We start from the raw sequence: 14,835 nt of genomic DNA on the forward strand, positions 1-14,835 counted from the left end.
GGAGAACGACGGCCCTTGTGGGAGCGGGCTTGAGCCGCGATGGATTCAACTCAGCATTCAGGCTTGCCCGCCGTGAACCGGCGCGCCGGGTTCACCGCCGCGCCGAACTCGCGCAGCGCCTTGGCCCCGATCAGCAGCGGGTAGTTGAAGCTGCTGCGGTCGGTCAGGTTGACCTCCACCGTGCGCTTGACGTCGCCCAGGCACAACTCCAGCTCCACCACCGGACGCTTGGCCGGGTCGGGTGCTTCGCCGTCCTCGTCTTCATCGGCGCGGCTCTTGATCTTGCTGATGCGCGCCACCTTGTGTTCATACACCTTGCCGTCGGCATCCTTGGTCGCCAGGCGGAACCGCACCCAGTCCTCACCATCACGCTTGAAGCGCTCGATGTCCTTGGCCGACAGCGACGCGGTCAGCGCGCCGGTGTCCATCTTGGCCTTGAACGTCTGGTCGAGGTCCGCCACGCCAATGTATTCATAACGGCCATACAGGGTCGGCTCGGCGGCCATCACCGGCAAGGCCAGCAGGGAAAGCAGTGCAAGTACGGATTTCACCGGGTCAGCTTCCTTGAGAAAAGTCTGTGTTTAGACTGCCGCAGCAGCATAGGTTCGTCGCCACAGGGTATTCAACACAATGTGAAACATTTGTCCGCGCCGTGGGCTGCCCAGAATTTGGCCTGAACCGAATCCCTGCTTATCATGGCCGACCGCCTAACCGAAAATCAGAGTTTTCTTATGCGCCGCCTGCTTACCGGCAGTCTTGTGACCCTGCTGCTCTTGCTCAACACCCTGGTGCTGATCGGCCCGTTGCTGGTCTTCGCCCTGCTCAAGCTGGTACTGCCCGGCCGCTACCGCGACTACGCCTCGTGGGCGGTGATGTGGATCGCCGAGACCTGGGCCGAGATCGACAAGCTGATCTTCGCCCTGTGCATCCCCACCCGCTGGGACGTGCGCGGCGCCGCCGACCTGCGCCTGGACACCTCCTACCTGATGGTCAGCAACCACCAGAGCTGGGTGGATATTCCCGCGCTGATCCAGGTGTTCAACCGGCGCATTCCGTTCTTCAAGTTCTTCCTGAAAAAGGAACTGATCTGGGTGCCGTTCCTGGGCCTTGCCTGGTGGGCGCTGGACTACCCGTTCATGAAGCGTTACAGCAAGGCCTTCCTCGAACGCCACCCGCACCTCAAGGGCCAGGACCTGGAGATCACCAAGGCCGCCTGCGAGCTGTTCAAGCGCCAGCCGGTGACCGTGGTCAACTACCTCGAAGGTACCCGCTTCACCCCGGCCAAGCGCGATGCCCAGGGCTCGCCGTTCCGCCACCTGCTCAAGCCCAAGGCCGGCGGCGTGGCGTTCGTGCTCGCCGCGCTGGGCGAACAGCTCGACGCCCTGCTCGACGTGACCCTGGTGTACCCCGGCGACACCGCGCCGGGGTTCTGGGACCTGGTCAGCGGTGCAGTGCCGCGAGTGATCGTGGACATCCAGGTACGCGCACTGGACCCGGCCCTGTGGCGCGGCGACTACGAGAACGACCCGCAATTCCGGCGCAGCGTACAGGACTGGGTCAACCAGCTGTGGCACGACAAGGACGCGCGCATCGAGCAACTGCGCCAGGAGCTGCGCCGCTAGCCGATGATCGCGTGGGGCACGAAGCGGCTGCTGTCCTTGGTGATCAGCGAGTTGTCCTCGCGAATGCCGATGCCTGCCGGCTGATCGCCAACCACCCAGCTGCCGATCACCGTGTGGCTGCCGGCAAACCGTGGCAAGGCATGAAACTGCTGGATCACGTGGGGGCCACTGCCATACGGCCCCTCCTCCTTCACCCGCTGCCCGTCAGGGGTATGAATCTCCACATTCGCCCCCTCCCGCGAGAAGAACGGCTTGCGCACCCACCCCGGCGCCAGCGGCCGTTCGGGCGTGGCGTCGATGAATGCGGGCAGCAGGTTCGGGTGCCCTTCGTGCTGCTCCCACAGCAGCGCCAGCATGCCCTTGTTCGACAGCAGCGCCTTCCAGGGCGGCTCGACGAACAGCGTGCCGCTGCCGGCAATCGCCGGGCCATAGCGGTCGTGGAACATGTCTTCCCACGGGTAGAGCTTGAACAGGCTGGGGATCGGCGCCCCACTGCGGTCGATGAAACGCCCGGCCGGGTTCAGGCCGATGTCTTCCACATCGATCAGGCGTGTATCGAGCCCGGCGGCGGTGGCAATGTCGCACAGGTACTGCACCGTGCCACGATCCTCCAGCGAGTCCCTGACCGAGGCAAAGTAGAACGGCGTGGCAAAGGTGTTGGCGCCGAACACCTGGCCGAGCTTCTCTTCAAGGCTGTTGAACTGGTCGGCATCGGCCGGCAGTACGCCGCGCTGCATCTGCTGCTCAAGCCACAGGTACTGGAAGAAGCCGGCCTCGTACAGCGAGGTGGGTGTGTCGTAGTTGGCTTCCAGCAGCTTGGCCGGGCCATGGCCGTCGTAGCTCAGGTCCATGCGCCCGTAGAAATGCGGGTGCCCGTCGCGCCATGAGCGGCGGATCAGGTCGCGGTAGTCACGCGGGATGGCCAGGCGGTCGAGCAGCTCTTCGCTGTCCACTGCCCGCGCCACCAGGTCCATGCACAGCTCGTGCAACTGGCGGGTGGGTTCTTCGAGGTCGTCCTCGATCTGGCGCAGGGTGAACTGGTAGCACGCCGACTCGTCCCAGTACGGCTCGTCGCCGAAGGTGTGGAACCTGAAGCCGTAGTGTTCGGCGGTGGCTTTCCAGTCCGCGCGCGGGGTGCAGGCAATACGTTTCATCGCCCGCCCTCAGGAACCGAAACCGAAGCCGCCACGGCCTGGTACATGGGCCGCGAAGCCGGGGTGGCTGCCCACCGTCCAGGGCCGTGCCGAGGCCATGAAGCGCGCCGGCAGCACCGACGCATGGGCATCGGCACCAGCCCCGCCGTTGAAACGGCTGGACGGCGCGTGGTCCTCGACCAGCCCGGCATACTGGTTGCCGCTGTTGACCTGGTCGGTCAGCGAGCTGGCCCTGAACCCTTCGCGCCCTTCACGCTCGTGGTAGATCGCCTCCGACAGGTAGCGCGGCTCGACATTGACGTAGTCGTAGCGGCCACCGCCGCCGCCATACACGGCCGACGAGGTGGTGCTGGAGGTCTGGTTCAGCCCGTCGTCATACACCTGGCGCTCGGTGGTCAGGGCGAAGCCTTGCATGCGCGGCATGTGAAAGCTCGCGCCCTGACCTGGCTCGCACTGCTCGAAGCTGGCCAGGCAGTCTTCCAGGCGGGTGAAGCGTGGGGCGTTGGCATCGTGGTGCTGGCGGGCGACGTTCCAGGCGTTGTCGCACACCGAACGGCTTACCCCGGCCAGGGCGCAGCTGTCGACGTCCTGGTAACGCTTGACCTCGCTGACCACGCGGGTGGCGCTGCGATCACTGTCACAGGCGGCCAGCGCCAGCGGCAGGCTGCCCAGGGCAATCAGCCGAATGCTCGTGCTGCGTTTCATGGCTGTGCTCCGCTGTCAGGCCGCTGGGGTCATGCACGCGGCATTGAGCATGCCGATGCCGATGGCCACGGCGGCCAGCAGGATGGCGGCCGCGTTTTCCTGACGGCGGATACGCTCGTCCATGCCCTTGACCACCACGCTGACCACCACGAACGCGAGCAACTGCACGGCGCCGGCGATCACCGACCACAGCAGGAAGTCGAGCAGCGAGATCGAATGGGAGATGGCCCCGGACACGGGGATGGCGAAACCCAGCAGCGCACCGCCCAGGGCGATGGCGGCAGCGCTGTTGCCTTCGCGGATCAGGGCAAATTCGTTGTAGGGGGTCAGGCGGGTATAGATGAACGCATAGAGCGCGAACAGCACGGCGGCGCCGGCCATGTAGAACAGAAAACCCAGCACGGCATCGGCCGGCAGGGACATCTTCAGGGCATCCATGAACATCGGGGTCGCACTTCCTTGCTTGAACGGGGCGGGACGTATACCACACCGCCCCGCCTCGGCAAACCGCCGGCTTACACCGAAGGCACGGCGGCCGGGGTGCCCCAGATGCCGCCCAGGCTCTGCAGCAGCGAACCGGCCACGCCCTGCTGGCCCAGGTACTGCAGGATCAGCGGGGCGAACTGGGCGATCATGCCGGTGTTCATGCCCAGGGCGCCGAAGGCGTTGTTCAGGTCGTCGGTGTCCTTGACGTTGCCCAGTGCGTTGCTCAGGGCCGAGGAATTGCCGCTCTTGCCGAGCAGCTCGCCCAGGCCGCTGAGGCCGCCCAGGGCATTGTCGCCGGACAGCAGGTCAAGGCCGGGCACGGCCTTGCTCAGTTGCGAGTAGTCGCTGCTGCTGAGCTGATGCCTGGCCAGGCCCAGCAGCGCGCCGGTGCCGCCAATGGCCTGTTCGGGGGTGATATCGAGTTGGTCGCCCAGGGTATTGAGCAGGTTGGCCGAGGGGGCCGGGGCTTGAACGGCAGCGTCCTGCTGTTTGTTGCCTTGCATGGCAGATACGGCGTTGGCGGCATCGTTGAGATTGAAGGCCAGGGCCGAGGTGGTGGCGAGTGCCAGCAGGGAGAGCAGTGCGAAACGTTTCATGGGGCGGACCTCGTAGGAAAGCGAGGTTTCGACCCGTATCTGCGGTGAATGTTCCGCCGTCATCGACTGTAGGAGCCGGCCTTGCCGGCGAAAACAGCACCGCGATATCAGGGGTACGCGGTGGCCGCTTTCGCCAGCAAGGCTGGCTCCTGCAACAGAATGGCAACCCGCCCTAGGGCAAGGCGTACGCAATCACGTAATCACCCCGATCCGGGGACTGACGCGCACCGCCAGCACTGATCAGGATGTATTGCTTGCCGGTCTTGGGCGACACGTAGGTCATCGGCCCCGACTGGCTGCCCACCGGCAGACGCGCCTTCCAGATCTCGTTGCCGTTGCCCGAGTCGAACGCACGCAGGTAGAAGTCCTGGGTGCCGGCAAAGAACAGCAGGCCCGACTGGGTCGACAGCGAAGCGCCCAGGGTCGGCATGCCGATCGGGATCGGCAGGTGCATGCGGATGCCCAGCGGCCCGGTGTCCTGCACGGTACCGACCGGCACCTGCCACATCAGTTTCCTGGTCTTCAGGTCGATGGCCGACATGGTGCCGAACGGCGGCTTCTGGCAAGGAATACCGGCCGCGGACAGGAAGCGCTGGCGCATCGCGCCATACGGCGTACCGTCCTGCGGCACCACACCCATCTCGATGCCGCTGGCACCTTTGGGAATGTCTGCACGCGGGATCATGTAGTTGGCCAGGCCCAGACGCATGTCGTTGACGAACATGTAGTTGCTGGTCGGGTCGACCGACACGCTACCCCAGTTCATGCCACCCAGCGACCCGGGGAACTGCAACGCCGGGTCCAGCCCTGGCGGGGTGTACACGCCCTCGTGGCGCATGCCCTTGAACGAGATGCGGCACAGCATCTGGTCGAACGGGGTCGCGCCCCACATGTCCGACTCTTTCAGGGTCTGGTTGCCGATCGACGGCATCTCTACCGAGAACGGCTGAGTCGGCGAATAACGCTCGCCCGGCACGTTGCCCTGGGGCACCGGCTTCTCTTCGACCTTGGCAATCGGCACGCCGGTTTCACGGTTGATCACGAAGATCTCGCCCTGCTTGGTCACCTGGGCCAGCGCCGGTTGCACGCCACCCTTGTCATCCGGGATGTCGTACAGCAGCGGCTGGGCCGGCAGGTCGAAGTCCCACAGGTCGTGGTGGGTGGTCTGGAAGTGCCAGCGCACCTGGCCGTTCTTCACGTCCAGCGCCACGATCGAGGAGCTGTACTTGTCGTCCAGTTCGGTACGGGTGCCGGCGAAGAAGTCCGGGGTGGCGTTGCCGGTCGGCAGGTACACCAGGCCCAGCTTGGCGTCATAGGACATCGCCGACCACACGTTGGGCGTGCCACGGGTGTAGGTCTGGCCTTCGGGCGGACGCTTGGTGATGTTCGGGTTGCCCGGGTCCCAGGCCCAGGCCAGCTCGCCGGTCCGCACGTCAAAGGCACGCACCACGCCCGGCGGTTCGCCGGTGGAGAAGTTGTCGGCCACGCGGCCACCGACGATCACCACATCGCCGGCCACCAGCGGGGTGGAGGTCTGCTGGTAATAGCCCGGTTTGATCTCGCCCATGTCGACGCTCAGGTCGACCACGCCGTTATCGCCAAAGTCGGCACATGCTTCGCCGTTTTCGGCGTTGATCGCGATCAGGCGGGCATCGCCGGTGGGCAGGAACAGGCGCTTGGCGCAGGCCTGCGGGCCGGCGTCGGCGGCCAGCGGGGTTTCGGAGTAGCCCAGGCCACGGCAACGCTGCCAGTTCGGCGCGCTGCCCTTGGGGTCGAACATCCAGCGCTGCTTGCCGGTGTCCACGTCCAGGGCGAAGACCTTGCCGTAGGCGGTGCAGGAATACAGGGTGTCGCCGATCTGCAGCGGCGTGTTCTGGTCTTCGGCACCGGCGCCGGTGCTTTGCGGCACGTCACCGGTATGGAAGGTCCAGGCCACCTGCAGCTTGTCGACGTTGCCCTTGTTGATCTGGTCCAGCGCGGCAAAGCGGTTGCCGGCGGTGGTGTTGCCCCAGTGCGCCCAGTCCTTCTGCTCGGTGCCCGGCTTGACCGGCTGCACCGCAGGCTCGCTGCTGGCGGTGACCACGTGGGTGGGCACGAACATGTAGCCCAGGGTGGCGACCACGCCAACGGCCAGCACACCGGCCACCGCGAACGCGCCACGCCCGGCCGCACGACCGTCGGCGCGTTGCAGGCTCGGGAACACCAGCGCGATGACCAGGCCGATCACGGCAAAGGTCAGTACCCGCGAGACCAGCGGCCAGAAGTCCAGGCCGGCATCCCACACCGCCCAGATCGCGGTGAGTACCAGGGCCACCGCGTACAGCCAGGCGCCCGACGGCTTGCGCCGCGCGATCAGCACACCGCTGACCAGCATCGCCAGGCCCATCAGAAGGAAGTACCAGCTACCACCGAGGCTGCTCAGGTACGCACCGCCCCCTGCCAGCACCAGGCCGATCAGGGCGATCAGGATGCCCAGACCTCCCAGCAGCCACTTTGCGGTGCCCGGAGCACCTGCCTGTTCGTTCATGTGATTACCGTCCTAAACGTAGTGAAAAACCACCGTCAACAGTTGGCCGACCCAATCCCGAGCATAGTCGGCGCATTTAGGTAGCTTGCTTGTTAACCAGTTAGTACGTTTAAGGGTAACAAAAAATTGCGGGCTACTGCGACAATTTGTCTGTCAGCCCGGCTTCAGGGGCCTGAAACCGGGTAGACATTGGTCTTACGCTGCGCTGAACAGCGTGTGCGGGTCGATCACGAATTTCTTCGGCACGCCGGCATCGAACTCGCCGTAGCCCTCGGGCGCCTGATCCAGGCTGATGACCTGCACGCCGACCACCTCGGCGATGTTGATGCGGTCCCACATGATGGCCTGCATCAGGGCGCGGTTGTACTTCATCACCGGGGTCTGCCCGGTGTGGAAGCTGTGGGACTTGGCCCAGCCCAGGCCGAAACGGATGCTCAGGCTGCCCATCTTGGCTGCGGCATCCACCGCACCCGGGTCTTCGGTCACGTACAGGCCGGGGATGCCGATCTTGCCGGCGACCCGCACCACCCCCATCAGCGAGTTGAGCACCGTGGCCGGCGCCTCGTGCTGGGCCCCGGCATGCCCGTGGCCACGGGCCTCGAAGCCCACCGCATCGACCGCGCAGTCCACCTCCGGCTCGCCCAGCAGGTTGGCGATCTGTTCGTGCAGCGGGGTGTCCTGGGACAGGTCGGCGACCTCGAAGCCCTGGGCCTTGGCATGGGCCAGACGTACCGGGTTCACATCACCGATGATCACCACCGCCGCGCCCAGCAGCCGCGCCGAGGCGGCAGCGGCCAGGCCGACCGGGCCGGCACCGGCCACGTACACCGTGCTGCCGGGGCCGACACCTGCGGTGACCGCACCGTGGTAGCCGGTGGGCAGGATGTCGGAGAGGCAGGTCAGGTCGCGGATCTTCTCCATGGCCTTGTCGCGGTCGGGCAGCTTGAGCAGGTTGAAGTCGGCGTAGGGCACCAGCACATACTCGGCCTGCCCGCCGGTCCAGTCGCCCATGTCGACATAGCCGTAGGCGCCGCCGGCGCGGGCCGGGTTGACGCTCAGGCACACGCCGGTGTGTTGTTCCTTGCACGAGCGGCAGCGCCCGCAGGCCACGTTGAACGGCACCGAGACCAGGTCGCCCAGTTGCAGGTTCTCGACGTCACGGCCTTTCTCGATGACCTCGCCGGTGATTTCGTGCCCCAGCACCAGGCCGGTCTGGGCGGTGGTACGACCGCGCACCATGTGCTGGTCGGAGCCGCAGATATTGGTGGAGACCACCCGCAGGATCACGCCGTGTTCGATCTTGCGCCCACGTGGGTCCTGCATTTTGGGATAGGGGATTGTTTGCACCTCGACCTTGCCTGCGCCCAGGTACACCACACCACGATTGCCAGACATGCTTTCACCTCGCTCGATTGTTGTTATGTCGCGCTGAATGTTCTGTCCGTCTTTCGGGCCTCATCGCGGGTCAAGCCCGCTCCCACGGTCCCTGTGGGAGCGGGCTTGACCCGCGATGCACCCGCTACAGCACCACCGTGCGATTGGCGTTCAAAAACACCCGCCGCTCGATGTGATACCCCACCGCCCGCGCCAACGTCAGGCATTCGATATCGCGCCCGCGGGCAATCAGGTCTTCAGGGTAGTGGCTGTGATCCACGGCTTCCACGCCCTGGGCAATGATCGGGCCCTCGTCCAGGTCGTTGTTGATGTAATGCGCCGTGGCCCCCACCAGCTTCACGCCCTTGTTGTAGGCCTGGTGATACGGCTTGGCGCCCTTGAACCCCGGCAGCAGCGAGTGATGGATGTTGATCGCCCAGCCATCCAGGCGTCGGCACAGCTCCGGCGACAGCACCTGCATGTAGCGCGCAAGGATCACCAGCTCGGCGCCGGACGCCTCGATCACCTGCAGCACCTTGCGCTCCTGCGCCGGCTTGTCCTGCGGGTCGAGGGCAAAGTGGTAATAGGGGATGCGGTGCCAGTGCGCCAGCGGCTCCAGGTCCGGGTGGTTGGAAATCACCGCCACCACGTCCATCGCCAGCTGGCCGATGCGCTGGCGGTACAGCAGGTCGTTGAGGCAATGATCGGCCTTGGACACCATGATCACCACCTTGGGCCGGTGCCTGGGCGCAGTCAGCTCGAAGGTCATGCCGAACGCTTCGCCACGGGCGGCCAGGCCTGCGCGAAAGGCCTGCTCGTCGAATGCCTCGGGCTGGCGAAACTCCACCCGTATGAAGAACCGCGCCGACAGCCGGTCATCGAACGAATGATGCTCGGTGACGTAGCACTGCTGCTCGTACAGGTAGCGCGTCACCGCGTCCACCGTACCCAGCAGGCTGGGGCAGTCGGCGGTAAGGATCCAGGTGTCCGGCGCACGGCTCATGAGGCGATGCTCAGGCCATGTTCGGCGCAGGCATCCTGCAGCCACAGCCACCAGTAGTCGCTGAAGCTGCGCCGGATCAGCAGCTCCCAGGTGTCCTCCCCGGTGCGCCGGATCACCAGCTGGGACTTGGCGAACACCGTGCCCACCGCCTTGCCCACCGGGAAGTTGTTGGGGTGCACGTCGTAGCTGGTGGACTTCATCAGCACCTCGCGCACCCTGGGCCCGCTCAGTTCGAGCAGGGTCTGCCCGCCGCTGACGTTGACCACCTGGATGTGTTGCCCGTCGAGGGCTTCGCGCAGCTTCTGCTCGGCGGCCAGCTCCTCGCCACCGGGCACGATCAGCAGCCACTCGTCGGGGCCCATCCACTGCAGCGAGGCCTCGCCGCTGGCGACCACGGTGAGTGCGACCGGCAGTTCCAGGCCCAGCGCTTGTTGCACGCCGCTGACGAAAGCCGGGTCGTGGGCGTTGCCGCGCAGGGTCAGGTGGCCGAGGAACTTCTTCTCGCGCAGGGTCACGCCGGGGTTCTTGCGGCCCTTGCCGACCAGGCTGGGCAGGTCGGCGTGATGCAGGGGTGATTCGGCCCTGGCGTCAGTCTCGGGGCGTTGCGGGTAGACGTTGATTGCGCTCATTACATACCTGCCTTGAATTCAGTAGTGCTGTGATCTCTTTGTAGGAGCCGGCCTTGCCGGCGAAGCCCGCGACCCGGTTGCAACCCGGTGCGCGGTGGTCGCTTCGCCAACAAGGCTGCTCCTGCAACCATCAGATGTTCTGCCGCTCACCCTTCGGATCAAAGAACACCGAGGCGCAGATCTCGGCCTCGATCACGCTGCCATCGGCCTGCGGCGAAAACACCCGCTCGCCCATGCGTTTGAGCCCGCCCTTGACCACCCCCATGGCAAACGAATAGCCCAGCGAGTTGCTCGCGTAGCTCGAGGTCACGTGCCCCACCATGTCCATCGGAATCGGCTGTTTGGGGTCCAGCACCAGCTGCGCGCCCTCGGGCAACCACTGGCTCGGGTCCACCGGCTTGAGCCCCACCAGCTGCTTGCGGTTCTCGCGCACGCAGTCTTCCCGGTTCATGCCGCGCCAGCCGATCCACGAGAACGGCTTGGTGCGCCCCACGCACCAACCCATGTTCAGGTCGTCCGGGGTCATCGAGCCGTCGGTGTCCTGGCCAACAATGATGAAACCTTTCTCGGCGCGCAGCACGTGCATGGTCTCGGTGCCATAGGGGGTGAGGTTGTACGGCTTGCCGGCGGCAACGATCTGCTCCAGCACGCCCATCGCGTAATTGGCCTGCACGTTCACTTCATACGACAGCTCGCCGGTGAACGAGATGCGGAACACCCGCGCCGGCACCCCGCCCACCAGGCCCTCCTTCCAGCTCATGAACGGGAAGGCGTCCCTGTCCAGGTCGATGTCAGTCACTTCAGCCAGCAGCTTGCGGCTGTTGGGCCCCGACAGGGTCAGCGTGGCCCAGTGGTCGGTGACGGAGGTGAAGTACACCTTCAGCTCTGGCCATTCGGTCTGCTGGTAGATCTCCAGCCATTGCAGCACCCGCGCCGCGCCGCCGGTGGTGGTGGTCATCAGGAAGTGGTTGTCGCCCAGGCACGCGGTCACGCCATCGTCGAAAACCATGCCGTCTTCCTTGCACATCAGGCCGTAGCGCGCCTTGCCCACGTCGAGCTTGGTCCAGGCGTTGGTGTAGATGCGGTTGAGGAACTCACGGGCGTCCGGGCCCTGAATGTCGATCTTGCCCAGGGTCGAGGCATCCAGCAGGCCGACGCTGTCGCGCACCGCCTTGCATTCACGGGCCACCGCCGCCTGCAGGTCTTCGCCGCCGCGGGGGAAATACCACGGGCGCTTCCACTGGCCGACGTCCTCGAACTCGGCGCCGTTCTTCACATGCCAGGCATGCAGCGCGGTGAAGCGCACCGGCTCGAACAGGTGGCCGCAATGGCGCCCGGCCACCGCGCCGAAGGTCACCGGCGTGTAGTTGGGGCGAAACATGGTGGTGCCCATCTGCGCAATGCCGATGCCCAGCGAGCGTGCGGCGATCGCCAGCCCGTTGATGTTGCCCAGCTTGCCCTGGTCGGTGCCGAACCCCAGCGCGGTGTAGCGCTTGACGTGCTCCACCGACTCGAAGCCTTCGCGGGTGGCCAGTTCGATAGCGGCCGCAGTCACATCGTTCTGCTGGTCGACGAACTGCTTGGGTGCCCGCGCGGTGTTGCGGTCATGGGGCACCTGGAAGAGCGCCACGGTGGGCTCCTCCGGACGCACCAGCACCTTGGGCAGGACGCCCTCCACTGCCTTGAAGCCGGCCTCGGTGGCCGCACGCACGCCGCCTTCGAAACCGTCGGCCAGCGCATCGCCCAGGGCGAACACGCCATTGACGCCACCCACGCACACGCGCTTCTGCGGCGCTTCGCCGGGCACGAAGCCGAGAATGTCGTCGCGCCACAGCGGCTTGCCGCCCAGGTGCGAAGCCAGGTGCACCACCGGGCTGTAGCCGCCCGACGTCGCCACCAGGTCGCAGTCCAGCCATTCGCCGGGGCTGGTGACCTGGTGTGCGGCCACGTCGATGGCTGCCACCCGCGCTGCCGTCACATGCTTGCTGCCGCGCGCCTCGATCACCGCGCTGGAGGTGAGGATGCGAATGCCCTTGGCACGTGCCTCCTCCACCAGCGAGCCACGCGGGTTGTGCCGCGCATCGGCGACCGCGACCACCTTGAGCCCGGCGTCGTGCCAGTCCAGCGCCACGCGATAGGCGTGATCGTTGTTGGTCGACAGCACCAGCTTGCGCCCCGGCGCCACGCCATAACGGCGCACGTAGGTAGATACCGCGCCGGCGAGCATGTTGCCCGGCACATCGTTGTTGCCGTACACCAGCGGCCGCTCGTGGGCACCGGTGGCCAGCACCACACGCCCGGCGCGCACACGGTGCATGCGCTGGCGCACCCGGCCGATGGGTGCGCGGTCGCCCAGGTGATCGGTGAGGCGCTGGTGGATCGTGAGGAAGTTGTGGTCGTGGTAGCCGTTGACCGTGGCCCGCGCCAGCAAGGTGACCTCGGGCATGCCCTGCAGCTCGTCGATCACCTTGGCCACCCACTCGGCGGCGGGCTGGCCGTCGAGGGTCTCGCGGGTATCGAGCAGGCTGCCGCCGAACTCCTCCTGCTCGTCGGCCAGGATCACCCGCGCCCCGCTGCGCCCGGCTGCCAGTGCCGCAGCCAGCCCGGCGGGGCCTGCGCCGACCACCAGCACATCGCAGTGGTGGTTCATGTAGTCGTAGCTGTCCGGGTCGTTTTCCAGCGGCGAACGGCCCAGGCCCGCGGCCTTGCGGATGTACTTCTCGTAGGTCATCCAGAACGACTGCGGGTACATGAACGTCTTGTAGTAGAACCCCGGCGGCATCAGCTTGCCGCCGACCTTGCCGAGGATGCCCATCACGTCGGTGTTCACGCTGGGCCAGCCGTTGGTGCTGGTGGCCACCAGCCCGGCGTACAGCGCCTGCTGGGTAGCGCGCACGTTGGGTACCTGGGTGGCCTCGCTGGCACCGATCTGCAGGATCGCGTTGGGCTCTTCGCTGCCGGCGGCGATGATGCCGCGTGGGCGCGAGTACTTGAAGCTGCGCCCCACGATGTCGACGCCATTGGCCAGCAGCGCGGCGGCCAGGGTGTCGCCCTGGTAGCCCTGGTAGCGCTGGCCGTTGAAGGTGAAGTCGAGGACCTGGCTGCGGTCGATACGACCGCCGTTGGGCAGACGATAGCGCTGGCTCATACCTTTTCTCCCTGGCCGGTGACAGCCAGCTGCGGGACGTTTTCCTGGGCGCGCGCCTGGGGCCTGGCACCAATCGGATAGGTTTCGAGAATCTCGTAGGTCACGGTGTCGCGGGTGGCGTTGAAGTACTGGCGGCAGCCCGCGGCATGGATCCACAGCTCGTGGTGCAGGCCGCGCGGGTTGTCACGAAAGAACAGGTAGTCGCCCCACTGCTCGTCGGTGCAGGCATTCGGGTCCAGCGGGCGCGGAATGTGGGCCTGGCCGGCGGCATGGAATTCTTCCTCGGAGCGCAGTTCGCCGCAGTGGGGACAGAAGATGTGCAACATGGAGTGTCTCCTGTTAGTGGGCGACAGCGGCAGCGCCGTGCTCGTCGATCAGGGCGCCGTTATGGAAACGGTCGATGGAAAACGGCTTGGCCAGTGCATGCATCTCGCCGGTGGCCAGGCTTGCGGCGAACACGTGGCCCGAGCCCGGCGTGGCCTTGAAACCGCCGGTACCCCAGCCGCAGTTGAAGAACATGTTCGCCACCGGGGTCTTGGAGATGATCGGGCAGGCGTCCGGGGTGGTGTCGACGATGCCGCCCCACTGGCGGTTCATGCGCACCCGCGACAGGATCGGGAACATCTCGACGATGGCCTGCAGGGTATGTTCGATCACCGGGTACGAACCGCGCTGGCCGTAGCCCACCCAGCCGTCGATGCCGGCGCCGATCACCAGGTCGCCCTTGTCCGACTGGCTGATGTAGCCGTGCACCGCGTTGGACATGATCACGCTGTCGATGATCGGCTTGAGCGGCTCGGACACCAGTGCCTGCAGCGGGTGCGACTCGATGGGCAGGCGAAAGCCGGCCAGCCTGGCCATGTGCCCGGAGTTGCCGGCGGTGACCACGCCCACGCGCCGCGCACCGATGAAGCCCTTGTTGGTCTCGACGCCGACCACCGCGCCGTTTTCCTTGCGAAAGCCGATCACCTCGGTCTGCTGGATCAGGTCCACGCCCAGGGCATCGGCGGCACGCGCATAGCCCCAGGCCACGGCATCGTGACGCGCCACGCCGCCGCGCCGCTGCACGGTGGCGCCGAGAACCGGATAACGGGTGTTTCTGGAGCAGTCCAGGTGCGGAATCTCGTCGGCCACCTGCTTGCTGTTCAGCAGTTCGCCGTCCACGCCGTTGAGCCGGTTGGCGCTGACCCGGCGCTCGGAGTCGCGCATGTCCTGCAGGGTGTGGCACAGGTTGTAGACCCCGCGCTGGGAGAACATGACGTTGTAGTTGATGTCCTGGGACAACCCCTCCCAGAGCTTCATCGCGTGCTCATAGAGGTGCGCCGACTCGTCCCACAGGTAGTTGGAGCGCACGATGGTGGTGTTGCGCGCGGTGTTGCCGCCGCCCAGCCAGCCCTTCTCGACCACCGCCACATTGGTGATGCCGTGCACCTTGGCCAGGTAGTAGGCGGTGGCCAGGCCGTGCCCGCCGCCGCCGACGATGACCACGTCGTAGACCTTCTTCGGGGTGGGCGTGCGCCACATGCGCTGCCAGTTCTCGTGGTGGCTGAGCGAGTGCTTGAAAAGGCCGAAGCCCGAATAGCGTTGCATG

13 protein-coding genes are annotated in these 14,835 nt (G+C 66.1%); 1 reads left to right on the forward strand and 12 read right to left on the reverse strand.

Features of this window, described 5'->3' with window-relative positions; all coding sequences use genetic code 11:
* Positions 1-50: 50 nt before the first annotated feature.
* Positions 51-551, reverse strand: a complete 501-nt coding sequence (rloA2, locus tag KH389_RS25010) for a retropepsin-like aspartic peptidase RloA2 (protein ID WP_043863647.1) — start codon at positions 549-551, stop codon at positions 51-53.
* Between the two features lie 180 nt (positions 552-731).
* Here rloA2 and KH389_RS25015 point away from each other — a divergent pair, with 180 nt between their 5' ends.
* Entirely contained in the window at positions 732-1,622 is an 891-nt protein-coding gene (locus KH389_RS25015) for an acyltransferase (RefSeq protein ID WP_043863646.1), read from the forward strand.
* Here KH389_RS25015 and KH389_RS25020 read toward each other — a convergent pair.
* From KH389_RS25020 to KH389_RS25070, 11 genes are all read right to left on the reverse strand, one after another.
* Positions 1,619-2,776 carry a glutathionylspermidine synthase family protein gene (locus KH389_RS25020; RefSeq protein ID WP_043863645.1) on the reverse strand — a complete coding sequence of 386 codons (1,158 nt, stop codon included), beginning with the start codon at positions 2,774-2,776 and terminating at the stop codon, positions 1,619-1,621. The two genes, KH389_RS25015 and KH389_RS25020, sit on opposite strands and share 4 nt — an antisense overlap.
* Before the next feature lie 9 nt (positions 2,777-2,785).
* Positions 2,786-3,481, reverse strand: a complete 696-nt coding sequence (locus KH389_RS25025; protein ID WP_058541810.1) for a DUF1190 domain-containing protein — start codon at positions 3,479-3,481, stop codon at positions 2,786-2,788.
* 15 nt (positions 3,482-3,496) lie between these two features.
* On the reverse strand, positions 3,497-3,925 hold the full coding sequence (locus tag KH389_RS25030) for a DUF350 domain-containing protein (RefSeq protein WP_043863643.1): 429 nt from the start codon (positions 3,923-3,925) through the stop codon (positions 3,497-3,499).
* Positions 3,926-3,996: 71 nt separating this feature from the next.
* Entirely contained in the window at positions 3,997-4,563 is a 567-nt protein-coding gene (locus tag KH389_RS25035) for a DUF2780 domain-containing protein (protein ID WP_043863642.1), read from the reverse strand.
* A 172-nt stretch (positions 4,564-4,735) separates the two neighbouring features.
* Positions 4,736-7,090 carry a glucose/quinate/shikimate family membrane-bound PQQ-dependent dehydrogenase gene (locus KH389_RS25040; RefSeq protein ID WP_213606441.1) on the reverse strand — a complete coding sequence of 785 codons (2,355 nt, stop codon included), beginning with the start codon at positions 7,088-7,090 and terminating at the stop codon, positions 4,736-4,738.
* Between the two features lie 195 nt (positions 7,091-7,285).
* Positions 7,286-8,485 carry a formaldehyde dehydrogenase, glutathione-independent gene (fdhA, locus tag KH389_RS25045; protein WP_043863640.1) on the reverse strand — a complete coding sequence of 400 codons (1,200 nt, stop codon included), beginning with the start codon at positions 8,483-8,485 and terminating at the stop codon, positions 7,286-7,288.
* A gap of 124 nt (positions 8,486-8,609) precedes the next feature.
* Positions 8,610-9,467, reverse strand: coding sequence for a formyltetrahydrofolate deformylase (purU, locus tag KH389_RS25050; protein WP_043863639.1), 858 nt, complete (start codon positions 9,465-9,467; stop codon positions 8,610-8,612).
* Complete coding sequence (locus KH389_RS25055) at positions 9,464-10,096, reverse strand: sarcosine oxidase subunit gamma (protein ID WP_100634804.1); 633 nt, start codon at positions 10,094-10,096, stop codon at positions 9,464-9,466. The genes purU and KH389_RS25055 overlap by 4 nt, the downstream gene beginning before the upstream one ends.
* A gap of 130 nt (positions 10,097-10,226) precedes the next feature.
* Complete coding sequence (locus KH389_RS25060) at positions 10,227-13,244, reverse strand: sarcosine oxidase subunit alpha (RefSeq protein WP_213606442.1); 3,018 nt, start codon at positions 13,242-13,244, stop codon at positions 10,227-10,229.
* Entirely contained in the window at positions 13,241-13,570 is a 330-nt protein-coding gene (locus tag KH389_RS25065; RefSeq protein ID WP_043863636.1) for a sarcosine oxidase subunit delta, read from the reverse strand. The genes KH389_RS25060 and KH389_RS25065 overlap by 4 nt, the downstream gene beginning before the upstream one ends.
* Positions 13,571-13,583: 13 nt before the next feature.
* On the reverse strand, positions 13,584-14,834 hold the full coding sequence (locus tag KH389_RS25070) for a sarcosine oxidase subunit beta family protein (protein ID WP_043863635.1): 1,251 nt from the start codon (positions 14,832-14,834) through the stop codon (positions 13,584-13,586).
* Position 14,835: the final 1 nt, after the last annotated feature.

Source organism: Pseudomonas qingdaonensis, from assembly GCF_018398475.1.
GTDB classification, from domain to species: Bacteria; Pseudomonadota; Gammaproteobacteria; order Pseudomonadales; family Pseudomonadaceae; genus Aquipseudomonas; species Aquipseudomonas palmensis.